The 22,867-nt window shown below is 34.3% G+C and carries 22 protein-coding genes; 10 read left to right on the top strand and 12 right to left on the bottom strand.

Annotated features, from left to right (window positions below; all coding sequences use genetic code 11):
- Window positions 1-84 precede the first annotated feature (84 nt).
- The 10 genes from E0I61_RS13865 to E0I61_RS13910 all read right to left on the bottom strand — a co-directional run bounded on the left by E0I61_RS13865 (window position 85) and on the right by E0I61_RS13910 (window position 7,037).
- Entirely contained in the window at window positions 85-1,038 is a 954-nt protein-coding gene (locus tag E0I61_RS13865) for a transketolase family protein (RefSeq protein ID WP_131992699.1), read from the bottom strand.
- A gap of 83 nt (window positions 1,039-1,121) precedes the next feature.
- Complete coding sequence (locus E0I61_RS13870) at window positions 1,122-1,976, bottom strand: transketolase (RefSeq protein ID WP_131992696.1); 855 nt, start codon at window positions 1,974-1,976, stop codon at window positions 1,122-1,124.
- Window positions 1,977-2,193: 217 nt separating this feature from the next.
- A complete protein-coding gene (locus E0I61_RS13875) occupies window positions 2,194-2,763 on the bottom strand; it encodes a YciE/YciF ferroxidase family protein (RefSeq protein WP_131992693.1) in 570 nt (189 codons plus the stop codon).
- Window positions 2,764-2,965: 202 nt separating this feature from the next.
- On the bottom strand, window positions 2,966-3,250 hold the full coding sequence (locus E0I61_RS13880) for a rhodanese-like domain-containing protein (protein ID WP_132072123.1): 285 nt from the start codon (window positions 3,248-3,250) through the stop codon (window positions 2,966-2,968).
- Between the two features lie 19 nt (window positions 3,251-3,269).
- The gene (locus E0I61_RS13885; protein WP_132072125.1) at window positions 3,270-3,776 is read right to left on the bottom strand and encodes a MepB family protein; all 507 of its coding nucleotides are present in this window, start codon (window positions 3,774-3,776) and stop codon (window positions 3,270-3,272) included.
- A gap of 37 nt (window positions 3,777-3,813) precedes the next feature.
- A complete protein-coding gene (locus E0I61_RS13890; RefSeq protein WP_132072127.1) occupies window positions 3,814-4,524 on the bottom strand; it encodes a DUF4328 domain-containing protein in 711 nt (236 codons plus the stop codon).
- 101 nt (window positions 4,525-4,625) lie between these two features.
- Window positions 4,626-5,048: a DoxX family protein gene (locus E0I61_RS13895; RefSeq protein WP_132072129.1), complete on the bottom strand. Its 423-nt coding sequence runs from the start codon at window positions 5,046-5,048 to the stop codon at window positions 4,626-4,628.
- Window positions 5,049-5,153: 105 nt separating this feature from the next.
- Window positions 5,154-5,531 (bottom strand): ribosomal maturation YjgA family protein, encoded by a 378-nt coding sequence (locus E0I61_RS13900; RefSeq protein WP_132072131.1) that lies wholly within the window; start codon window positions 5,529-5,531, stop codon window positions 5,154-5,156.
- 32 nt (window positions 5,532-5,563) lie between these two features.
- On the bottom strand, window positions 5,564-6,121 hold the full coding sequence (locus E0I61_RS13905) for a YdeI/OmpD-associated family protein (RefSeq protein ID WP_132072133.1): 558 nt from the start codon (window positions 6,119-6,121) through the stop codon (window positions 5,564-5,566).
- A 286-nt stretch (window positions 6,122-6,407) separates the two neighbouring features.
- Window positions 6,408-7,037, bottom strand: a complete 630-nt coding sequence (locus E0I61_RS13910; protein WP_132072135.1) for an FEKKY domain-containing protein — start codon at window positions 7,035-7,037, stop codon at window positions 6,408-6,410.
- A 459-nt stretch (window positions 7,038-7,496) separates the two neighbouring features.
- On the opposite strand from E0I61_RS13910, the gene tgt reads away from it, so the two are divergent.
- The 8 genes from tgt (at window position 7,497) to E0I61_RS13955 (ending at window position 16,175) form a co-directional block, all read left to right on the top strand.
- Entirely contained in the window at window positions 7,497-8,627 is a 1,131-nt protein-coding gene (gene tgt / locus E0I61_RS13915; protein ID WP_132072137.1) for a tRNA guanosine(34) transglycosylase Tgt, read from the top strand.
- Window positions 8,628-8,700: 73 nt separating this feature from the next.
- Window positions 8,701-9,789 carry an LptF/LptG family permease gene (locus tag E0I61_RS13920; protein WP_131992666.1) on the top strand — a complete coding sequence of 363 codons (1,089 nt, stop codon included), beginning with the start codon at window positions 8,701-8,703 and terminating at the stop codon, window positions 9,787-9,789.
- The gene (locus E0I61_RS13925) at window positions 9,776-10,657 is read left to right on the top strand and encodes a DMT family transporter (RefSeq protein ID WP_132072139.1); all 882 of its coding nucleotides are present in this window, start codon (window positions 9,776-9,778) and stop codon (window positions 10,655-10,657) included. The genes E0I61_RS13920 and E0I61_RS13925 overlap by 14 nt, the downstream gene beginning before the upstream one ends.
- A gap of 121 nt (window positions 10,658-10,778) precedes the next feature.
- Window positions 10,779-11,732 (top strand): acetyl-CoA carboxylase carboxyltransferase subunit alpha, encoded by a 954-nt coding sequence (locus E0I61_RS13930; RefSeq protein WP_131992660.1) that lies wholly within the window; start codon window positions 10,779-10,781, stop codon window positions 11,730-11,732.
- 140 nt (window positions 11,733-11,872) lie between these two features.
- The gene (gene dnaB, locus E0I61_RS13935) at window positions 11,873-13,417 is read left to right on the top strand and encodes a replicative DNA helicase (RefSeq protein WP_132072141.1); all 1,545 of its coding nucleotides are present in this window, start codon (window positions 11,873-11,875) and stop codon (window positions 13,415-13,417) included.
- Between the two features lie 241 nt (window positions 13,418-13,658).
- Window positions 13,659-14,057, top strand: coding sequence for a hypothetical protein (locus E0I61_RS13940; protein ID WP_132072143.1), 399 nt, complete (start codon window positions 13,659-13,661; stop codon window positions 14,055-14,057).
- A 643-nt stretch (window positions 14,058-14,700) separates the two neighbouring features.
- Window positions 14,701-15,492, top strand: coding sequence for a sensor histidine kinase (locus E0I61_RS13950; protein WP_131992648.1), 792 nt, complete (start codon window positions 14,701-14,703; stop codon window positions 15,490-15,492).
- Window positions 15,493-15,494: 2 nt separating this feature from the next.
- Complete coding sequence (locus E0I61_RS13955) at window positions 15,495-16,175, top strand: response regulator transcription factor (protein WP_132072145.1); 681 nt, start codon at window positions 15,495-15,497, stop codon at window positions 16,173-16,175.
- 122 nt (window positions 16,176-16,297) lie between these two features.
- Here E0I61_RS13955 and E0I61_RS13960 read toward each other — a convergent pair whose 3' ends face one another.
- Window positions 16,298-16,828 (bottom strand): hypothetical protein, encoded by a 531-nt coding sequence (locus E0I61_RS13960; protein ID WP_132072147.1) that lies wholly within the window; start codon window positions 16,826-16,828, stop codon window positions 16,298-16,300.
- Between the two features lie 700 nt (window positions 16,829-17,528).
- Here E0I61_RS13960 and E0I61_RS13965 point away from each other — a divergent pair.
- Together E0I61_RS13965 and E0I61_RS13970 are read left to right on the top strand one after the other, a co-directional pair.
- A complete protein-coding gene (locus E0I61_RS13965; RefSeq protein ID WP_132072149.1) occupies window positions 17,529-18,788 on the top strand; it encodes an asparagine synthetase B in 1,260 nt (419 codons plus the stop codon).
- A gap of 66 nt (window positions 18,789-18,854) precedes the next feature.
- The gene (locus tag E0I61_RS13970) at window positions 18,855-19,766 is read left to right on the top strand and encodes a glutaminase (RefSeq protein WP_132072151.1); all 912 of its coding nucleotides are present in this window, start codon (window positions 18,855-18,857) and stop codon (window positions 19,764-19,766) included.
- A 244-nt stretch (window positions 19,767-20,010) separates the two neighbouring features.
- On the opposite strand, the gene cphA is transcribed toward E0I61_RS13970, so the two are convergent.
- Complete coding sequence (cphA, locus tag E0I61_RS13975; protein ID WP_131992634.1) at window positions 20,011-22,635, bottom strand: cyanophycin synthetase; 2,625 nt, start codon at window positions 22,633-22,635, stop codon at window positions 20,011-20,013.
- Between the last annotated feature and the right edge of the window lie 232 nt (window positions 22,636-22,867).

Genomic DNA, 22,867 nt, shown 5'->3' on the forward strand with positions numbered 1-22,867 from the left:
TAGGACGGGACAAACAATTAAATAAAAAAACCTCGAAAGTTTACGCTTTCGAGGTTTTTTATAGTAAAAAACAAATAAAAAAGATTATTTTCTTTTCATTACTCTTTCTACAGCTTCAACAATTGCTTGATTGTTCAATTTGTATTTTTCCATTAATTGTTCTGGTGTTCCAGATTCTCCAAAACTATCATTTACAGCTACAAACTCTTGTGGAGCAGGACTGTTCAATGCTAATACTCTGGAAACGCTTTCGCCAAGACCACCAAGGATATTGTGTTCTTCAGCAGTAACAATACATTTTGTTTTTGCCAATGATTTCAAAATCGCTTCTTCATCCAATGGCTTAATGGTGTGGATATTGATTACTTCAGCAGAAATACCTTTTGCTTCTAAAGCTTCGGCTGCGATTAAAGCTTCCCAAACTAAATGTCCAGTTGCAACAATTGTTACATCAGAACCTTCGCTTAAAAGAATCGCTTTTCCTATTACGAAAGGCTCATCAGCTGGCATGAAATTAGGAACAACCGGACGGCCAAAACGCAAGTAAGCCGGACCATGATGATCTGCTAATGCTAAAGTAGCCGCTTTGGTTTGATTGTAATCACAAGTGTTAATTACAGTCATTCCCGGTAACATTTTCATTAATCCAATATCTTCAAGAATTTGGTGTGTTGCGCCATCTTCACCTAATGTTAATCCAGCGTGTGAGGCACAAATTTTTACATTTTTCTCAGAATACGCCACTGATTGACGAATTTGATCATAGACTCTTCCTGTAGAAAAGTTAGCGAAAGTTCCTGTAAAAGGAATTTTACCACCAACTGTTAAGCCCGCTGCAATTCCAATCATATTTGCTTCGGCAATTCCAATTTGGAAAAAACGCTCGGGGTGATTTTTCTTGAAATCGTCAAATTTCAATGATCCAATTAAATCAGCGCAAAGTGCAACCACATTTTCATTCTTTTGACCTAATTCAGTCATTCCCGCTCCAAAACCCGAACGAGTATCTTTACTTCCTGTATTTGTATATTTTTTCATTTTTCTTTTAAAATTGAAAGATTAAAAAATTGAAAGATTAAAAAATTCTGAAATCAGAAATCGTTAATCAACAATCTCAATTCTTAGTAGTCTAACTCGCCTCCAGTATTATAGTTTTGTGCTAGAGCATTCTCCAGTTGAGCATCATTAGGCGCTTTTCCGTGCCATGCATGAGTATTCATCATAAAATCTACGCCATTACCCATTTCAGTATGCAACAACACACAAACTGGTTTTCCTTTTCCTGTTCTTGATTTTGCGTCATTCATTCCGGCAATGATAGCTTCGATGTCATTCCCTTTTTCAATTTCTAAAACATCCCAATCAAAAGCTTCAAATTTAGCGCGGATACTTCCCATTGCTAAAACCTCGTCAGTTGTTCCATCAATTTGTTTTCCGTTTAAATCGATTGTAGCGATAAGATTGTCCACTTTTTTTGCAGAAGCATACATAATTGCTTCCCAGTTTTGACCTTCCTGTAACTCACCATCTCCGTGAAGCGTATAAATAATATGGTTATCACCATTTAATTTTTTAGCTTGAGCAGCACCAATCCCTACTGATAATCCTTGTCCAAGAGAACCTGATGCAATTCTAACTCCAGGTAGACTATCATGAGTAGTTGGGTGACCTTGTAATCTTGAATTGATCAAACGGAAAGTTGCTAATTCCGATACCGGAAAATAACCGCTTCTCGCTAAAACGCTATAGAAAACAGGAGAAATATGTCCGTTTGAAAGGAAGAAAAGATCTTCTCCAATACCGTCCATATCAAAACCTTCTTTGCGTTCCATCAAGTTTTGGTATAAGGTTACCAGAAATTCAGTACAACCTAGAGAACCACCTGGGTGACCTGAATTGACAGCGTGTACCATTCGAAGAATATCTCTTCTGACTTGGATTGTTAAATCGTTTAATTGTTGTGTGTTAGGCTTCATTTTGTGTGTAAAAGTTAAACTGGTGCAAATGTAATTTTTATTTAGGGTTACCGCAAAAGTTTTTAGGAATATTTAATGTAAGATTCCGTTAGAATTTAACTGGAATAAAATTCTCGGTTTAACTTTGTATAATCCGCAAAAAAGCCCGCATTTGGCGGGCTTTTTTGTAGATGGAGAAATAAAAAATAATCATAGATTCTCCAAATTATAATTATATTTAAGTATTAGTAATTGTGTCAGCTCTAAAGGCTTGTCTATTGATGGTAGATACAGCAATTCCGGTTAGTGCAGCATCCATTTTTTTCTCTTCATCAAGGCTCATGGCCAATAGATTTGCTGCTTTGTCTTCTCCTAAAGTTTTAGCAAAAGCATGTAAAGTGCCATAGGCTGTAATTTCATAATGTTTTACTTTTTGATCAGCCGCAATCATCCCCGCATCCCGTACCATACCAATATCGGTTTCTTTGATAAGGCCATTGGTCTCTTTCAATATCCCTTGCATGGCATCACATTTTTTTGCAATTGGTGCAATACTTGTTACTTCAAATATTTTTTCCAGACGTGATACGTGCTCTTGTGTCTCACTTAACTGTTTTTTTAAAGTGTTAACTAATTCTGGTGATGAAGCATTTTTTACCATTTTTGGCAACGTTTTAGTCAATACTTTTTCTGCCCAATAAATATCTTTTAGTCCAACTTCAAATAAATCTCTCAAGCCATGTGCTGGATTTGCACCTGCTTTTACAACTCCACTCACATTTTCTTTGTTATTAATTACGGTTCTCATAATAGTTGTTTTTTAGATTAATTTTTTTTTCTAAGTAATACTGAATTCGTTACAAACGGATTACTTAATTTTAAGTTTGATAAAATTAAACATATTAAAATTTAATCAACTGTTAATTAACTAATTGTAAATACGAAATATATGATTTTTAAAGAAATTAACTTTCTGTTTTTAGTTTTGAGTGGTTGTTAGTAATTCCCTTTTAACTGATTTGAGATTGATAATAATTGACATTCAGCCATGAACCGCCGTTGTAACATTCAATCCCGTGTTGGGTCAAAAAATGCTGCCCTTGTCCACTTCGATTTCCCGATGCGCAACAAAGGATTAAAGGTGTTTTAAGTTCCTGTATTTCTTGCATTCTATGTGGTATCTCATTCAAAGGGATATTGAAGGAACCAGCAACATGACCACCCATAAATTCATCATAAGAGCGAACATCGATTATAGTTCCCAGTTTTTCTTTAATTATTTTTGCTACTTCCATTTTGTTATTTTAAAGATTATTAATCTATCAGGGCATAAAGCTGTTTCGCTCTTTCTAAATTTAGGGGTTGATTCAATGGAATTTCTAAAAAATAGTCCAGTTGCCATTTTTGGGTTTTTTGTGCTTGTTTGCTCACCGTCAAATCCCAAGGAGGGTAAATGCGAATTGCTCGCTTTCCTTCTTTTAAATTGGTACTGATAATTCCTTGCTGACAAAGCACAGATTTTGGAAATATAAATTGACCAAATTGATTGTCACTTTTAGTGTTTATAATAAAAAAATCAACCTCGTCTGAAATAGCGTAAGGCTCGATAGGTCCTTTTTCAATTCTCTTCCAAAAAGTTACAAATTGCCCAATCTTTGTAGGGGTAATTTTGGCAACACGAAAGAGTATTTTGACTGTGTCAAGATCAAATTTACAGGCGCCATATTCGGTACTTTCTTTTTCTATTTCAAGATTTCGGAGTTCAAAACCGCATTTGTCAAATACCAGATTTTTAGTTTCAATTAGGCTTTCTGGAATCATTATTAGTGTTATTATTTGGGTCTTTTTATAAGAAAAATTAATTTTCTAAAGGTTGTAAGTCAGTATCAGGTATGATTTTTTCTTCTTCTTCCTCATCGTTCAATTCATAAAGTAAAGGTTCAATTTCAGAATAATCTTTAATGACTTTTACAGTAATTATGGCGAGAGGTATACCAATTGTTGAAGCAATAAGACTAGCAACTGTACTCACAGTCAATTCATCAATTGTCTCAGCTTTCGAGGAATATCTAAAAATGAATTGGCCTAATAATGAAGAAATAATCCATAACGCCCACCACCATCCAATGGAATGGGTTGTTAGATTTTGAACATAACTTTCATTCTTTTTAGATAACAAACTTTGAGTTTCCTGATACAACTCTTTCATAATTTGGTTGGGTCTATAAAGACATATAATTGGTACAAACCAGCAACCTGCAGCCCAGCCTTCGGTGAAGGATAAACTCTCTGCTTTTAGATGAAGATTGTAATAGGCTCTCCTAAACCATTGTATAAAAGTAATCCCCGAAATTATAAATACTGCCAAATAAATCATTGCTATAATTTTTTGTCTTAAATCATTCTCTGTTGCTGTTTCTGTAGAGATTTGCCCGCCATTTGCAACAGTTTGTAATAAATCATATTGCAAATAATCAGATAGTATTGAAATTATTTCGACTGTAAGCACAATCCATATTAACATAATGGCAATTTTTGCTCTTTGGCCGTTGGGTCTTAAGTTTTCCATTTATGATTCCTTATTTTATAATTTCTACAATTTTAAAGCGTTTATTCATTCCAGTTTAATTGGAGTAAATGTATACGATTTAACTGATATGAAATTGTTTTTTACAATGCTTTTCTTTTCAAAACAGCATCCATTGAATAGGTACCGCTTCCCAATAAAAATAGAGCACAATAGGATAGTAAATATAGTAATGCAGATTCCATTGTTCCCAGATCGTCATTAATATGAACAACAAACACAGCAACTCCCATTGTAATAATTAGCGGAATCAACGCCAATCTGGTCCACAAACCTATTACAATTAATAGGGAGCACAAAACCTCGGCAAAAACAGTCAAAGCCAATGATGCAGGAGCACCAATGCCTATTGGGTCACCAAATTCCATTGTGCCATTCATTAACTTCATCAGTTTAGGAATACCATGACTCAACATCAATAAACCAAGTGTTAATCGTAAAATAAGCGAAGCCCAATCGGTTGCATTTGCGGACCAAGAATTTGGGGAGAACAGTTTTTGAATCATAATTTAAAATTTTTAGTGTAATGTTCTTACAAACGTAAGATATTTTTATAAGAATTTGCTGCGTGAAATAGCTTATTTTAGTGATAGTTCTTGCAACGATGTATTTTATTTTGTCGTTTTAAAGTGAGTTTTTTCAATGCTAATTACGGTCAAAATGCCAAGAATATAGGCAAGTAAATCCATCCAGGCAAATGAATTTCCAAGAACTACTTTAGCGATTTTGTAGTGCTGTAATCCTAGTTTTTCAACCGTATTAAAATATTGTGCGATTTCGATAGCAAATGAAAAGAGCAACACAAAACCAGCGGCGACCCAAACGGAAACGTTTAGAAACGATTTCAGAAAACAATAGAGTAGCATAACCACTAAAAAATCTCCAAAATAAGGTCTTATAAAGTTGTCTTGAACAAACAAAGCGATGGCTGTTTCCAGTAGAAAAAGGAATACTGTAAAAGCAAAATAAGTGCGGTTGAATTGAAGCATTTTGGTTGTTTAATTATTTAGTATTTTACTTTTTATTGCATTCGTTTTTGTTGTTCACTGATTTGTATAGTTTTTTCAAGCCGTGATATTCTGGTTTTTTCTTGTTTTGCGGTCATTATCCAATGTATCATTACCTTTTTGTAAGAAGGTGCTTGTGTGTTAAAAAAGTCCCACGCTAATGGGTTCATTTTAAATTGGCTTTCGTAATTTGGAGCAAGAGCAACCGGTTCTTTCTCGTGAGAATAAATTCGGGATTTGCTTTCTGTTCGTAAATCAAATGCTTTTTGTCCTTCTGGAGTCATTAATCCGGCTTTACTGAGTTTCTCGACTTTTTTGATGTTGATAGCACTCCAAATACTGGTGCTTCTTCGTGGCGTAAAACGAATGCTGTAACTTTCAGTATCAATCGATTTTCGTACACCGTCTATCCAGCCAAAGCAAAGTGCTTGATCCACGGATTGCGACCAAGTCATGGAAGGTTTGTCGCTACTCACTTTATAGAAACCAACGAGTAGTTCGGTTTCCTTTTTGTGGTGCTTTTCTAACCATTCTCTAAATGCTGCTTGTGTTGCAAAAAAGGATAGTATCATTTTAAAAAGAAGTTTATTATATATCAGATCGTTTTGTATTTACAAACAATCGTTAGCGCAGTTTTGCAAACTGTGCCCATTCCAATTTAGCAACTAAAATCACCTCTGATTCATTTTTTAGTTCGTTCTTCGGCTGTTGTGACTTTATACTTTGTAGACATTTTTGGTTTTAAAAATAACAAAAAGCCATGAATTACTCATAATTTGTTGTACTATTTTCTCATTATTGTGGGCACAGTTTGCAAAACTGCGCTAACGATTGTGGCATATCAGCGCGGTCTGATTTTTATTTTATTCCAAAAGGTTTTGTCGGTAATTCTTTTAGCCAATCTTCTCCATATTTTTTAATTAAAAAATCTGAAATCATTTGGTTGTTTTCAGTCGCTTTCTTAAATGATAAAGGGTCAATTACACAATTTTCTTTTACAAGACCAATACCATATTTTTCTTTAAATTGAATAAATTCTTTAGGTATTGAGTTGTCAATTCCGTGAACAATGAAATTTAAGTTTCCTTCCGCAATTCTTTGTTCAATTTTTTCATATGTCAGATTTGTGTTCAAATTTATTGGGAAAGAAAGAATTCCAGTATTAAAAGTCAATTCCGACTTTTCTAATAATCGAATTGTGATTATATTTTTTTTATTTGTAATTCTAGATGGATAAAATGTATAAGCAGTAAAATCGTCGGTTGCAAATCCGAATTGATATTTGCCTTTATTTGGCAATGTTATCTTAAAACTTTTAGTCTCTTTAATTTCAATTCTTTCATTGGTTTCAGTTATAAAAAATTCGCCAGAATTCAATTTTTTACCAGTTAAGTTTTCAAAAACTACTTCTACGATTATTTCTTTTTCATTCGCTTTAGAAACTGTGAAAGTCAAAGCTAAAATTATGGTTAAAATTATTTTTTTCATAATTATTAATTTTTTTTATTTCTTTAACTCGTTTATTAGAAATTAAAGATTTACTTCGGTTCATTCAAAATGTTTTGCAACTTGTTTCGTTTTATGCTCCTTCAAATATGTTAAAATTTTCTTACAAATTGTAAAAGCACTTTTTATTTTCTGGATGCTTTTTGAATTTACAGGGAAACTATTTTAGTTGTCATTAGCACTTATTTTGCGTGAGGGATAGCAGTGGAAATCCTCCCGATTTTTCTTCGGGAGATTATAACGAATAGCCCGACCAAGTCGTAACGCTAGTGAAGGCTTGGGCACGCCTCAAAAAAACATTGGAATTAGGTTCTAAATGCTGTTTTTGAAACCTGAAAAACGTTTTTCCCAAATCTTAATTAAATTTTTAAATTATGTAATTATCTAATTTTCAAATTAACCTATCTTTGCCAGCCGAACAATCGGGTGAAATATGTTACTATGAAGTTTGATTTATTAAAAAAAGATCCGCAGTCCAAAGCCAGAGCGGGAACTGTTACCACTGATCACGGTGTGATTGAAACCCCAATTTTTATGCCTGTAGGGACCGTTGGTTCTGTAAAAGGGGTGCATCAACGCGAATTGAAAGAAGACATCAACCCAGATATTATTTTGGGAAATACCTACCATTTATACTTGCGACCACAAACCGAAATTCTCGAGAAAGCAGGCGGTTTGCATAAATTCATGAACTGGGACCGTAATATTTTGACGGATTCCGGAGGATACCAAGTGTATTCTCTTTCGGCGAATAGAAAAATTAAGGAAGAAGGCGTGAAGTTCAAATCGCATATTGACGGTTCGTACCACTTTTTTACGCCAGAGAATGTTATGGAAATTCAGCGTACCATTGGTGCCGATATTATCATGGCTTTTGATGAGTGTACGCCGTATCCATGTGATTATAACTATGCGAAACGTTCGATGAAAATGACCCACCGTTGGTTGGATCGTTGCATCAATCATTTAGACACACAGCCTTTTAAATACGGGTACGAACAAACGTTTTTCCCAATTGTTCAAGGAAGTTGTTATAAAGATTTGCGCCAACAATCAGCAGAATATATCGCGAATTCAAACCAACAAGGAAATGCGATTGGTGGACTTTCGGTAGGGGAACCTGCAGAGGAAATGTATGCGATGACCGAAATAGTTTGTGAAATCCTACCCGAAGATAAACCGCGATACCTGATGGGCGTGGGAACTCCAATAAATATTTTGGAAAATATTGCCCTTGGAATTGATATGTTTGACTGTGTAATGCCTACACGAAACGCTAGAAACGGAATGTTATTTACGGCCAACGGTTCGATAAATATCAAAAATAAAAAGTGGGAAGCTGATTTCTCTCCAATTGATGAAATGGGAATCACGTATGTGGATACTGAATATACAAAAGCGTATTTGCGTCATCTTTTTGCTGCCAATGAATATTTAGGGAAACAAATTGCCACGATACACAATCTTGGTTTTTATATGTGGTTGGTTCGTGAAGCCAGAAAACATATCTTAGCAGGCGATTTCAGACCTTGGAAAGAAATGATGGTGAAAAATATGAACCAAAGATTATAAAATTATTATGATGTATAAATTAGGAGTTAGCGTGTAGCTCATAATTCAAAACTCATAACTCATAATTTAAAATATGCTAACAATAATTGACAAATACATCCTAAAAAGATATTTAGCCACATTTACGGTGATGCTGTTGTTGTTTATCCCCATAGGAATTGTTGTTGACGTATCCGAGAAGATCAATAAAATGTTGGAAAATAAAGTTCCGTTTTTAGAGATTGCGCTCTATTACTACAACTTTACGGTTTATTTTGCAAATTCCCTTTTTCCGATATTTTTGTTTTTATCGGTGATTTGGTTTACCTCAAAACTGGCGAATGATACGGAGATTATTGCTATTTTAAGCTCCGGAATTTCATTCACACGTTTTTTAAGACCTTATATAATTGGCGCTTCCATTGTTTCTGTTTTTGTATTGCTAATGGGTTTCTTTGTGGTTCCTGCAGCGAGTGAAGGATTCAATAATTTTAGATATACGTACTTGAAAGGGGGCGGAAAAGAAGCGATGCGTGGTGATAATACGGACGTTTACAGACAAATTAGTGATAATGAGTTTATCTACGTAAACAGTTTTAATACAGAGTCTAAAACTGCATTTAATTTTTCGTTGGAAAAGTTTAAAAACCAGAAGTTAGTCCATAAAATTACCGCTTCCAGAATAAAATGGAACCCGAAAGACAGTACGTACACCATGTATGATTATACGAAAAGAACGGTAGGCGAACTCAATGATAAAATTGAAAAACTACCTGAAAAAAAGGCTGTTTTTACTTTTGATTTAGAAGATTTAACGCCAGTGGTTTACATTGCAGAAACCTTGAGCTTAGGGAAATTGAATGCCTTTATTAAAAAAGAAAAAGAAAGAGGATCATCCAATATTAATGTGTATTTGGTGGTTTTATACAAAAAATATAGCGTTCCGGTATCGGCATTTATTCTTACCATTATTGCCGTTGCAGTTTCGGCCATGAAGCGAAGAGGCGGAATGGGTACCAATTTAGCTATTGGAATTGCATTGGCTTTTGCCTTTGTATTTTTTGATAAAATCTTTGGCGTATTGGCCGAGAAATCGAGTATTCCACCCATGTTAGCCGTATGGTTGCCTAATATTGCTTTTGGAATTTTAGCCATTTATTTATTACGAAATGCAAAACGATAAATTAAAAAGTTATTTAAACCTTCATTTGATCGTTTTTATTTGGGGTTTTACTGCCATTTTAGGAGCTTTAATCACCATTACAGCCGATGCTTTAGTTTGGTACCGCATGGTTTTAGCAGGGCTGTTTTTAGCCTTGTTTATTGCATTCAAAAAAATATCATTTAGGATTCCTTTAAAATCGTTTTTGAAATTGATTTTTGTGGGACTGCTGATAGCCTTGCATTGGATCTTTTTCTTCAAAGCCATTCATGTTTCTAATGTATCCATAACACTATCCGTTTTTTCGTTGGGAGCCTTTTTTGCTTCTATATTAGAGCCTGTTTTTTATGGCCGAAAAGTACTTTGGTACGAAGTGTTTTTTGGTCTTATCATTATTGCTGGTTTGGCATTGATTATGAAGGTCGAAATTAACTATTTGGAAGGAATGTTATACGCCTTGGCATCTATCCTATTAGGTGTTTTGTTTACGTTAATGAACGGAAAATTGATAGAAAAGCACGAACCTTCAGTGATTTCTTTTTACGAATTTCTGGCAGGTGTTTTCTTTATTACCATTTACTTTTTGTTCCAACAAAAATTCACCGCTGACTTCTTTATTCTAACGGTAAATAATTGGATTTTAATACTGATTCTGGCTTCCATTTGTACGGCGTATGCTTTTACGGCATCAGTAAAAGTGATGCGGAAATTAACGCCGTATACCGTAATGCTGACCACAAATTTAGAGCCGGTATACGGAATTTTTTTGGCGTACTTTATCCTTGGCGGAAAAGAGAAAATGAGCTTTGAGTTTTACATCGGCGCACTAATAATAGTAATCACCGTAATCCTGAACGGAGTTATAAAACACTATCAAAAGGACAAATAAGAATAGCTTTCTCAACCTTTTGAGAAGCAAATTTTTACACATAAATATAAAATTTACCTTTTTGAACGATTTAAAATTTTATATTTGCGGTTCCAAATAAAAACAAAAACGCAAAAATCCTATGGAATATTTAGATTTTGAGCTTCCAATAAAAGAACTAGAAGAACAGTTAGATAAATGTCTTATTATTGGTCAGGAATCGGATGTTGATGTAACGAATACTTGCAAACAGATCAACAAAAAATTAGAAGAGACTAAAAGAAAAATTTATAAAAACTTGACTGCTTGGCAACGTGTCCAGCTATCAAGACATCCAAGCCGTCCGTATACGATGGATCATGTGCGTGCTTTATGCGGTGATACTTTCTTAGAACTTTTTGGAGACAGAGGTTTTAAAGATGACAAAGCCATGATTGGCGGTTTAGGAAAAATTGACGGACAATCGTTTATGATTGTTGGTCAACAAAAAGGATTTAATACAAAGACTCGTCAGTTCCGTAATTTCGGAATGGCAAATCCTGAAGGATATAGAAAAGCATTGCGATTGATGAAAATGGCAGAGAAATTCGATATTCCTGTTTTGACTTTGATTGACACTCCCGGAGCCTATCCTGGATTGGAAGCAGAAGAACGTGGACAAGGGGAAGCTATTGCCAGAAACATATTTGAAATGATTCGTTTAAAAGTGCCTATCATTACAGTAATTGTTGGTGAAGGAGCTTCTGGAGGAGCATTAGGAATAGGAGTTGGTGACAAAGTATACATGATGGAAAACACTTGGTATTCTGTTATTTCACCAGAATCGTGTTCTTCGATCTTATGGAAAAGTTGGGAGTATAAAGAACAAGCAGCCGAAGCATTAAAATTGACTTCTGCTGATATGAAAAAACAAAAATTAGTTGATGATATTATTCCAGAACCTTTAGGTGGAGCACACTATGATAGAGAGACTGCTTTCAAAACGGTGGAGCAATATATCATGAAAGGTTTTAATGAATTAAAAGACTTATCAACAGAAGAATTAATAGCCCAAAGAATGGATAAATACAGTAAAATGGGTGAGTATAAAGAGTAAAATCTTACAAATCAATCTTTAATCCGAAGCCTTACCGTTTCGGATTTTTTTTTGGTTATAAACAAAAAATAGTTACTTATGAACAATTATTTGTAACAACTCAATGACAATATTTTTTTAATTTTTGCTACTTTCGCTCCATGGAAAACTTCAGAAATATAAACCCTGTAAAGGTAGATAAAACAACAATTATAAGCTTAGAAAAAGGGAAATTGCCTCCTCAGGTTCTCGATTTAGAAGAGGCGGTGCTGGGTGCCATGATGATTGACAAAAAAGGGGTTGATGATGTGATTGACATTTTACAACCAGATGCTTTTTATAAAGAGGCACACAAACATATTTTTGAGGCTATTGTCCAGCTGTTTACAGAAACACAGCCTATTGACTTATTAACCGTTTCTGCCCAACTTAAGAAAAATGCAAAATTAGATTTAGCAGGCGGCGATTTTTACTTAATTCAACTAACACAAAAGATTTCCTCTTCAGCGCATATTGAATTTCACTCCAGAATTATTTTACAAAAATTTATTCAGCGTAGTTTGATTCGAATATCTTCAGAAATTATCGAAGAATCCTATGATGAAACAACAGATGTTTTTGATTTATTGGATAGAGCCGAATCTAAATTATACGAAGTAACACAAGGAAATATTAAACGAAGTTCCGAAACAGCGCAGAGTTTAGTGTTACAAGCCAAAAAAAGAATCGAGGAAATTGCCGGTCAAGAAGGACTGAGTGGGGTTGCGACAGGTTTTGATAAATTAGATAAGATTACTTCGGGCTGGCAACCAAGTGATTTAATTATTATAGCGGCAAGGCCAGCAATGGGTAAGACAGCCTTTGTATTGTCGATGGCACGAAATATGGCGATTGATTACGGAATGCCAGTTGCCTTATTTTCTCTGGAGATGGCATCGGTTCAGTTGATTACCCGTTTGATTTCTTCTGAAACAGGTTTGTCATCAGAGAAATTACGTACCGGAAAACTGGAAAAGCATGAATGGGAACAATTGAGCACCAAAGTTAAGAATTTAGAAAAAGCACCTTTGTTTATTGACGATACACCATCATTGTCTATTTTCGATTTAAGGGCTAAAGCAAGACGTTTGGTTTCGCAACATGGTATCCGAATTATTATTGTCGATTACTTGCAATTGATGACGGCTGGTGGAAACGGAAAAGGAGGAGGAAATAGAGAGCAGGAGATTTCTACGATTTCCCGAAACTTAAAAGCATTAGCAAAGGAATTAAATGTTCCGGTTATTGCCCTTTCTCAATTGTCGCGTGCGGTGGAAACCCGTGGTTCGAGTAAAAGACCTTTGCTTTCTGACCTTCGTGAATCGGGTGCGATTGAGCAAGATGCTGATATTGTATCGTTTTTATACCGTCCTGAATATTACAAAATTGACGAGTGGGATGATGATGAAGCCTCACCAACTGCAGGGCAGGCAGAAATAATGATTGCCAAACACCGTAATGGTAGTATTGAGAACGTTAGACTAAAGTTTATTGGACATCTGGGAAAATTTGATAATCTGGAAGATTTCAGTGGCGGTTATGATGATTTACCATCGAGTATGAATCAGGAAGATAATCCTTTTATCACTAAAAATCTCCCGTCAGCCAACGATGCTTTTGGAAGTAATTTGAATGATCCGGATGATGATAGCGATGTTCCTTTTTAGAATACTATCCTTTTTTGAAATACCATTGAAGCCTACGTTTGTAGGCTTTTTTTGTAACTAAAATTCATGTTCAATTCTTCTTGGTAGATTATTGGAACTCTCAAAACTGGTGGCATTTATTTAGTGTGACATTTTTTTATTTTATATATAAACCTTTTCTTCATAAAAGCACAAAAAAAACAGTAATTTAGCTCCTCTTTCTCTTAACGGAAAAGTGGTATAACCAAAAAAACTAAACACTATGTCAGAAGAAGCCACAACAGGAAATAATGCAAATGGCGTTGCAAAAAAAGTAAATACTATTCCGCTAATAGAGGCACAAAGATGGGCCAAACGATGGGCCAAAAAAGAAGGGAACTACAACAAACACCATGAATTGCATGCATTCTTAATCCCAAAAGTAGATTTGATCGAAGTATTAGCCGAAGACGTAGATGCCGTGAGAGCCTATATTGGGATTGATGATCATGGAGTGGAGAAACTAATGATTGTGGGTACGAAATACGATCCTGTAACAAAAATTTATGTAGATATGATTACCGTTGGGGTGGGGAATGCGACTGCCGAGCAGGATGATATTTATGATTTTACAAGACCTTGTCCAACTGACTGTGATCCTAGTAGTCCTTTACTAACATAGTATTTATGAATCAAATATTAGCATATATTGGATATTTGATTTTATTATTGAATTTAATCCTTTTTTTTATAAGTTTTCCCAATCAAGGGAAAGCTTATAAATTTTTTGTTTTGTATTTAGGATTAGTTTTTGTCGTTCAAATTTGGGCCGAAATTTTGATTCAACAAAAGTGTAATAATTTGTTTTTATCACACTTTTATTTTGTTGGGCAATTTGTCATATTAAGTCTTTTTTATGAAAAAATTTTAAAAGAAGAGTATCAAAAAAGGATTGTAAAGATAGGATTTATTATCGGTTTGTTAGTCCTAGCAATTCAGTATTCCACTGATGTCAGCTTGTTTATTAAATTTAATTTATTCGAAATATTCCTCACTTCTTTTATTCTGATCGTGTTTGCGAGTTTTCATTTTTATAATTTATTGAATGAAAAAAAAGAATTCTATTATATTAATATGGGAATTCTCATGTATTTATGCGGTAGTACCATTTTATTTCTTACTGGAAATTTGGCAATTATGTTGCATTCAAAATTTAATAAAATGCCGTGGATTTTGAATAGCTTTTTGTATATTATTTATCAAGTGTTTATACTGGTAGAATGGAAAAAGAGTTTTTCAAATAAGATACGTCAATAATAAAAGTGATGAAAATAAATCTGGCATACGAAAAAGAAATTGTTGCAATCATTTTGTATACTTCGGCATTTTTTATAATAATGTCAGTGGTTTTAGTCTTATTTTTTTATTTTTCGAGAAAGAAAATTATCCAACAGGAAATAGAAAAAAAAGATTTAGAAATCCAGTATCAAAAAGAGCTTTTAAGTGCGGTAATTATTACGCAAGAAGAAGAACGGAAACGAATAGCCCAAGATTTGCATGATGATATCAGTTCTAAACTCAATATAGTTTCACTGAATTCTCATTTGTTGACAACACCAAATTTGTCCGAAAACGAGATTAATGAAATTACGGCTAATATTATTAATCTTACGGCGAAAGCTTTAGATAATTCCAGAAAAATTGCACATGGTTTATTGCCTCCCGTTTTAGAAAAATTTGGGCTTGATGCAGGTGTGGAAGAATTGTGTTTGGAATTTAGTAGTTCCAAAGCTGTCACAGTAAATTATGAAAATAGAACGCAATTTGCTATTGCTGATAATGACAGGCATTTGCATGTTTTTAGAATTTTACAAGAGCTTATGAATAATTCACTCCGTCATGGAAAAGCCATTTCTATTTCTATTCTTTTTGAAGAAAAAAATGGATTGAGAAGTTGTCATTACACGGATAACGGAATTGGTTTTGACATGAAAAATGATACCAATAAAAAAGGTCTTGGAATGAAAAATATAGAGAGCAGAGTGGCCTTTTTAGATGGCAGTATCACTATTGATTCCGCTGTGAATAAAGGAGTTTCAGTAGTTTTTAATTTTTAAAAATGAACAAAACTATAAAAATAATATTAGTGGATGATGAAATTCTCTTTAGAAAAGGAATTTCTTTTTTATTGGGACGTGAAACAAATATTGAAATTGTTTTTGAAGCTTCTAATGGTGATGAATTGATTTCTTTCCTCCACAACAATAAAAATAATCACCCGGATATTATTATCATGGATTTGAAAATGCCAGTAATAAATGGAGTTGAAGCCACAAAGATTATTCATAAAGAGTTTCCTAAACTTAAAATTATAGCTTTAACGAGTTATGATTCGAAATCTTTCGTGGCTAATATGATAGCAGTTGGAGCAGTTTCTTATCTGATAAAGAATGCAACACCCAAAGAATTGTTAGCCACCATAATTGGAGTGGCTGCAAAAGGTTTTTATTATACGGATTATGTGATGAAAATTATTCAGGAATGTGCGGTCTCTCCCAATAAAATATCGAAATCCAGATTTGATGAGGAACATTTGACCAATAGGGAAAAAGAAGTGCTGTTGTTATTATGTAAACAATATAATAGTAATGAAATAGCCGAAAAGCTATTTATCAGTTCCAGAACAGTAGAAGGGCACAGAAATAATTTATTATTGAAGACGGAATGTAAAAATATTGCAGGATTAGTGGTTTATGCCATACAAAACGAGATTGTGACTCTTGGGGATTTATTAGAATAAAGAAATTTCCAGTTCGTTAGTTTATAAGCTGAAATATTTATCAAAAAAAAAAGACAGAATAGACTACTCAAAAATTAATTTTGAGCAGTCTATTCATCATAGTTTTTTAAAAGACAGCTGCATTATTTTTTAATCTGACCGTCTGCATATACTACAATAGTGCGTGTTTCATTTTCTTTCTCTATTTTAATCTTGTACTGTTTTTTTGTAACCACGCCATTTTTTTGAGAAAAAAAATACGTGTCCTCTGTAACTACCCAACCTGGAAGCTCTTTTAGAATAGAATGCATAACGATAGCAGGTAGTTTTATGTTTTTATATTTTTCATCTACGCTAATTAATTTTTGATCTTCGCTATATAATGCGAGAATAGTACCTTTTTTGCTTTCCAGATCGAGTCTGTATATGGGATTTTCTCCATTGTTTTTTAGAATAGAATATTCTACAAATTTTTTCTGAAGTTCTCTTACTGCTGCATCGGGATGTTTATCGGTTAAATATACATATGAAACTTTCCCGTTTGTTTTTATAACCATGCCAGGTAATCCTTCTGTTTCCAGATTTCCATTTTCAAAATCACTAAGCATATTGTCTTGACTGTATGTTGCATTTCTAAAACTTACCAATAACAACGTAATAATAAATGTTTTCATGATGTGTGGTATTAATAAAAATGTTTTGTAAAATGATATTTCGGTATTCATTTTTCCTTATAATCAGTTGTTCCAATAGAAATGATGATTGGATAAACCAAATAATGCAATGGTTTCTTTATAAAGGAAAATGGAATCGATTTTTAGGCTCTGCCCCTATTTTTTACGCTTTTATAAAAAGATGGAATTAAGGCCTATTTTAAAAAATAGAGTCATAGGCATTTTGTTTTATGGATTAATAAAAAAGCCAATAGTAATGTTGGGTAGGTTTTCTCAATGACTTGGAATGGGGGACCAAGATTCAAGGTGTCATGACTTTTTAACGCTTGAATATTTTAACTATATTTGAAAGAGCTATTGTATAGTTTTGGAGCTATAGCTTATTTCAGGAGTAGGATTTAAAAAATTTAAATTTTACTTTAATGGTTTTTTAACAAATGTCAATTTTTTTTAAATATTGAAAATTAAGAAAGAATAAATTGAATAGAAAGTACATAATACAGAACGAGTATTACGATTAATAGGAACAAGCCAATTCTTTTTAAAAAAATTTTAAAAGGCTGATTTTTTTTTCTCTCTTGTATAGCATTATTATTCATGATCTTCATATGTCTTAATATATTATTCAAAGCTAGCGACTTCGAACAGTGTATAAATGCGTATTTTTACCTGTTTTTATAGCTAACATAGATTTATACTTATGTCCACAAAAATATTGTATTCGTTTTTTTTTCTGTTATCAATAACAGCTAAGGCTTCTTTTATTTTGTTGCCAATGGATGAAACGAGCCAGCAAAATCATCTGAAAGCATACGGAATAACCTATTGGTGTTTAGATAAAAATTACAAAGCCAGTTGGTTACTTAACTATCGTGGAGGTTCCTTTTTATTGCCTGATGCTGAAGAAATTAGAAAAGAATGTCAAATTAGAGGAGTAAGTTTTGAGGTCATTTCTGATGGAGAAGAGTTAGCCATTTTAAATGAAATATCCAGTCCTTCCCAAAATATGGAATCTGTTGTACTGGAAAAAGCACCTAAAATTGCTGTTTATACTCCTAAAGGAAAACAGCCTTGGGACGATGCGGTGACTATGGTGTTAACGTATGCTGAAATTCCTTTCACACCAATTTATGATGAAGAAGTTTTAAGCGACCAACTATTACTTTATGATTGGTTGCATTTGCATCATGAAGATTTTACGGGACAATACGGTAAATTTTACGGAGCTTATAAAAATGTACCTTGGTATATTGAGCAAAAGAAAGAAGCAGAATCACTGGCAAGTAAATTAGGATTCCCTAAAGTGTCTCAAGAAAAAGTCGCTGTTGCTAAAAAAATTAGAGACTTTGTTATAGGTGGTGGATTTATGTTTGCCATGTGTTCCGCAACGGATAGTTTTGATATTGCTTTGGCAGCGGATGGTGTGGATATTTGTGAAGCTATGTTCGATGGGGATCCGAGTCAAGGAAATTACCAATCAAAAATGAATTACAGTAATTCATTTGCCTTCAAAGATTTTATTTTAGAAAGAAGACCGGAACAATATGAATTTTCAGATATTGATATGACTTCGAAAAGAAGAGTTCCTATGGAGAAAGATTATTTTACATTAATGGAATTTTCGGCAAAATGGGATCCAATTCCAAGTATGCTGTGTCAAAATCATACCCAATTAGTAAAAGGATTCATGGGACAAACCACCGCTTTTGATGTTCCTTTAATTAAATCTAATATTCTGGTGATGGGTACTTGCGAGGTTAATGGTGAAGCGCGTTACATTCATGGTCAAAAAGGAAAGGGGATGTTCACATTTTATGGTGGACATGACCCAGAGGATTTCCAGCATCAAGTAGGTGATCCTCCTACGGTGTTGGATTTGCATCCTAATTCGCCGGGGTATCGTTTGATTTTGAATAATGTATTGTTTCCCGCTGCGAGAAAGAAAAAATTGAAAACGTAAAAGATTTAGGATTTAATCTTTCGCCTGCGCTCAGGGTAACAATTAATATTTACAATTGATAAGGCAATGAACTACGAGGCTATTTTACAAGAAGTATATCAAGAAGCAAAAATGATTCCAACTATTGGAAACGTTTCCACTTCAATTCCGGAATTGTCAAAAGTTGATCCTGATAAATTTGGGATACATTTGACAACTATTGATGGAGAAGATTATGGAGTTGGGGATTGTAATGAAAAATTTTCTATTCAAAGTGTCTCCAAAGCGTTAACGGTTGCATTGGCATTTTCCTTTTTGGATGAAAAAATATGGGAACGAGTGGGAGTGGAACCTTCTGGAAGTGCTTTCAATTCCTTAGTGCAATTAGAATATGAAAAAGGTATTCCTAGAAATCCATTTATAAATGCAGGCGCAATAGTTATAGCAGATATGCTTGTGACACATTTGAAAAATCCAAAACAAGATTTTCTGGATTTTATAAGATTGATTTCTGGAAGTCCAACTGTTGATTTCAATTTTAAAGTAGCGCAATCTGAAAAAGACTTTCGTTTCAGGAATGCTGCTTTGGCAAATTTTTTAAAGTCGTTTGGGAATATTACAAATGATGTAGAAACGGTTTTGGATTTTTATTTTTATCAATGTTCCATAGAAATGACATGTAAGGAATTAGCTCATGCTTTTTTCTTTCTTGCCAATGAAGGTAAAACCAAATCAGGGGTTCAAGTTTTGGCGCGAAGTCAAGTAAAAAGGTTGAATGCTCTTATGCAAACGTGTGGTTTTTATGATGAGTCGGGAGAGTTTACTTATAAAGTAGGATTACCAGGAAAAAGTGGAATTGGAGGAGGCATCGCTGCTTTGTATCCGAAAAAATTTGTAGTTGCCACTTGGAGCCCACGCCTTAACGAGAAAGGAAATTCAGAGTTAGGAATGAGTGCATTGGAATTATTGACCACTAAAACGGGGATGTCTATTTTCTAAAATGTTTTTGTTTCAGACAGTAATTTTTAGCCTCATGGCAGTGGTAACCTTTTTTACGTCAGTTCGAGTTCGCTTGAAAAACGAGTATCGAGAACAAGTGAAAAAGATATAACGGACAGCTCGAGTCAAGCGAAGCGAACTGACGAAGTTATAGCTATTGAAAAAGTCATTGGTAAAATAAAAATAGTTTAATTTCAAAAAAAAGCTACCTGTTACAGTAGCTTTTTTCATTTAATGGGGAAAACTACACGATTCCGTGTTCGTTTTCTTTGTCTAAATATTCTTGTACAATATCGATAGCATTGGTAACTACGTCACTCAATGCAGTGATAAAGCTTCCTTCTTCGGCACAATTTATGGCATGTTTTATCGCCTCAGTTTCTTTAGGAATAATTTCATACGTTACAGTTTTACCTGAATTCTTAATTCCATCGAGGATTAAATCAATGATTTCCTCTTCGGTTCTTCCTCTCAGGTATTTTTCTTGTCGGATGATAATATGGTCAAACATTCTGGCGGCTATTGAAGCGCATTCTCTAATGTCTTCATCACGACGGTCACCCACACCAGCAATAATCCCAATTTTTTTGGTAGCCTCAACACTTTGTAAATATTCTTCGACACCTTTATAACCGGAAGCATTATGAGCAAAGTCAATCAATACTTTGAATTTTTTAAACTCAAAAATATTCATACGACCTGGAGTTTGTGCGGCACTTGGAATAAAAGTTTGTAATGACAAACTGATATCTTCGGTTTTAAATCCCCATAAATAACTCGCTAAAGTAGCAGCAAGTACATTGGCAATCATAAATTTTGCTTTCCCGCCTAATGTTAATGGAACATGGGTGGCGCGTTCGATTCGGATTTTCCATTCCCCTTTTTTGATGGTAATGTATCCGTTTTCATATACCGCAACTGTTTTTCCTTCGGCACAAAGTTTTTTGATAAAATCACTGTCTTCACTCAAACTAAAATAAGCGACATTGCAATTCAAATCTTGACCTATTTTTATACAATGTTCATCGTCACCGTTTAAAACTGCCCAGCCGTCTTTCTTGATGCTTTTTACAACCGTGGCTTTTACTCTGGCCAAATCGTCTAAGGAATGAATGTCACTTAAACCCAAATGATCTTCCTGAATATTAGTAATAATTCCAATATCACAACGGCTAAAGCCCAAACCGGAACGAAGGATTCCACCTCGAGCCGTTTCTAAAACTGCAAATTCCACCGTTGGATCTCTCAAAACATATTCAGCACTGATAGGTCCGGTAGTGTCGCCTTTTTCCATCATATGGTTTTGAATATAAATCCCATCTGATGTGGTGAATCCCACTTTGAATCCATTATTTTTTACAATATGAGCCAAAAGTCGGGTGGTGGTAGTTTTTCCATTTGTTCCCGTAACTGCGATTATAGGAATGCGACACGATTTTCCCGGAGGATACAACATGTCAATTACTGGCGAGGCAACGTTTCTTGGCAATCCTTCAGATGGAGCAAGGTGCATTCTAAAACCTGGAGCCGCATTGACTTCCAGAATTACGCCGCCATTTTCTTTTAACGGTTGTGTTAAATTCTCCGCCATAATATCTACACCACACACATCGAGTCCAATTACTCTTGAAATTCTTTCGGCAAGAAATATATTTTCTGGGTGCATCATATCGGTAACATCCACAGAAGTTCCGCCAGTACTTAAGTTTGCAGTAGATTTTAGGAATACAATTTCACCATTTCTCGGAATGGTTTCTAAAGTATAGCCTAGTTTTTCTAATAAATCTTCGGTGTCTCGATCGACATCTATTTGAGTTAATACATTTTCATGGCCATAACCTCTTCTTGGATCCAGATTAGTTGTTTCAATTAATTCCTGAATAGTGTCTTTTCCGTTTCCTATTACATGTGCAGGAACACGTTTTGCAGCAGCAACTAATTTATTATCAATTACCAATATTCTAAAGTCAAATCCGGTAATGAATTTTTCTACAATGATTCGTTTGCTGTATTCTTTGGCGAAAGCCAAGCCCGAAACGGCATCTTCCCAATTAGTAACATTTATTGAAGCTCCTTTTCCATGATTTCCATCCAATGGTTTTAATACGATAGGGTAACCAATTTTTTTTATAGTCTCAGCCAAATCCTCTTCGTCTACACAAATGCTTCCACTGGCAACAGGAATTGAGGCCATATCCAACATTTTTTTAGTGAGCTCTTTATTGCACGCTATGTCAACCGCAATACTACTGGTTTTACAGGTGATTGTTGCCTGAAAACGCATTTGGTTGATTCCATATCCTAATTGAACCAAAGAATTTGTTCCCAATCGTATCCAAGGAATATTTCTGGAAACTGCTTCCTCAACAATACTTCCGGTACTTGGTCCTAGACGAACACGCTCCCGTATTTCACGCATTTTTTGTAAGTCGGCATTCAAGTCATAGTCTGTTCCGGCAATTAATGCTTCGGCAATTGCTACAGAAGATTCTGCGGCAAAAAGGCCCACATTTTCTTCGGTATAACTAAAGACGACATTGTAAGTTCCGGGAGTTTTGGTTTCTCGGGTTCTACCGAAGCCCGTTTCCATACCTGCCAAAGATTGAATTTCAAGGGCAATGTGTTCAATAACATGTCCCATCCAAGTGCCTCGTTCCACTCTGGAAAAAAATCCGCCGCGACAACCTTCTGAACAACGATGTTCAATCATCGTAGGAAACATAGCTTCGATACGTTCTCTAAATCCATCTATTTTGTTAGTTGGAAACTGTTCCATTTCTTCCAAATCCAATCGCATTTGGATTAATTTTTTTCTTTGTATGCTCCAAATATTGGGACCACGAAGTGCTTGTACTTTAATTATTTTCATAAAACGAATAGATTATTTTTGAACTAAAAATAGATGCGTGATAACTTAATTTGAATACAATAGATTCTAACTTATAAAAGAACTGATTATGAGAGGATATTCTTTAAAAAAAAGAATAGAATAGAACTAAAGTAGTTTTTTAAAAATAGGAATCAAAATTTATAACCTTAAAAATAAACAATAAACATTGAGTTTGTGATAATTTAAAAAAAAGGCGTACTTCAATAGCTTC

It is taken from the genome of Flavobacterium ranwuense, assembly GCF_004349315.1.
In the GTDB taxonomy this organism is placed as follows: domain Bacteria; phylum Bacteroidota; class Bacteroidia; order Flavobacteriales; family Flavobacteriaceae; genus Flavobacterium; species Flavobacterium ranwuense.

Excerpts from the sequence above, each read along its gene's own strand:
- E0I61_RS13865 (WP_131992699.1), bottom strand. The coding sequence starts at position 1,038 with ATGAAAAAATATACAAATACAGGAAGTAAAGATACTCGTTCGGGTTTT.
- E0I61_RS13870 (WP_131992696.1), bottom strand. The coding sequence starts at position 1,976 with ATGAAGCCTAACACACAACAATTAAACGATTTAACAATCCAAGTCAGA.
- E0I61_RS13875 (WP_131992693.1), bottom strand. The coding sequence starts at position 2,763 with ATGAGAACCGTAATTAATAACAAAGAAAATGTGAGTGGAGTTGTAAAA.
- E0I61_RS13880 (WP_132072123.1), bottom strand. The coding sequence starts at position 3,250 with ATGGAAGTAGCAAAAATAATTAAAGAAAAACTGGGAACTATAATCGAT.
- E0I61_RS13885 (WP_132072125.1), bottom strand. The coding sequence starts at position 3,776 with ATGATTCCAGAAAGCCTAATTGAAACTAAAAATCTGGTATTTGACAAA.
- E0I61_RS13890 (WP_132072127.1), bottom strand. The coding sequence starts at position 4,524 with ATGGAAAACTTAAGACCCAACGGCCAAAGAGCAAAAATTGCCATTATG.
- E0I61_RS13895 (WP_132072129.1), bottom strand. The coding sequence starts at position 5,048 with ATGATTCAAAAACTGTTCTCCCCAAATTCTTGGTCCGCAAATGCAACC.
- E0I61_RS13900 (WP_132072131.1), bottom strand. The coding sequence starts at position 5,531 with ATGCTTCAATTCAACCGCACTTATTTTGCTTTTACAGTATTCCTTTTT.
- E0I61_RS13905 (WP_132072133.1), bottom strand. The coding sequence starts at position 6,121 with ATGATACTATCCTTTTTTGCAACACAAGCAGCATTTAGAGAATGGTTA.
- E0I61_RS13910 (WP_132072135.1), bottom strand. The coding sequence starts at position 7,037 with ATGAAAAAAATAATTTTAACCATAATTTTAGCTTTGACTTTCACAGTT.
- tgt (WP_132072137.1), top strand. The coding sequence starts at position 7,497 with ATGAAGTTTGATTTATTAAAAAAAGATCCGCAGTCCAAAGCCAGAGCG.
- E0I61_RS13920 (WP_131992666.1), top strand. The coding sequence starts at position 8,701 with ATGCTAACAATAATTGACAAATACATCCTAAAAAGATATTTAGCCACA.
- E0I61_RS13925 (WP_132072139.1), top strand. The coding sequence starts at position 9,776 with ATGCAAAACGATAAATTAAAAAGTTATTTAAACCTTCATTTGATCGTT.
- E0I61_RS13930 (WP_131992660.1), top strand. The coding sequence starts at position 10,779 with ATGGAATATTTAGATTTTGAGCTTCCAATAAAAGAACTAGAAGAACAG.
- dnaB (WP_132072141.1), top strand. The coding sequence starts at position 11,873 with ATGGAAAACTTCAGAAATATAAACCCTGTAAAGGTAGATAAAACAACA.
- E0I61_RS13940 (WP_132072143.1), top strand. The coding sequence starts at position 13,659 with ATGTCAGAAGAAGCCACAACAGGAAATAATGCAAATGGCGTTGCAAAA.
- E0I61_RS13950 (WP_131992648.1), top strand. The coding sequence starts at position 14,701 with ATGAAAATAAATCTGGCATACGAAAAAGAAATTGTTGCAATCATTTTG.
- E0I61_RS13955 (WP_132072145.1), top strand. The coding sequence starts at position 15,495 with ATGAACAAAACTATAAAAATAATATTAGTGGATGATGAAATTCTCTTT.
- E0I61_RS13960 (WP_132072147.1), bottom strand. The coding sequence starts at position 16,828 with ATGAAAACATTTATTATTACGTTGTTATTGGTAAGTTTTAGAAATGCA.
- E0I61_RS13965 (WP_132072149.1), top strand. The coding sequence starts at position 17,529 with ATGTCCACAAAAATATTGTATTCGTTTTTTTTTCTGTTATCAATAACA.
- E0I61_RS13970 (WP_132072151.1), top strand. The coding sequence starts at position 18,855 with ATGAACTACGAGGCTATTTTACAAGAAGTATATCAAGAAGCAAAAATG.
- cphA (WP_131992634.1), bottom strand. The coding sequence starts at position 22,635 with ATGAAAATAATTAAAGTACAAGCACTTCGTGGTCCCAATATTTGGAGC.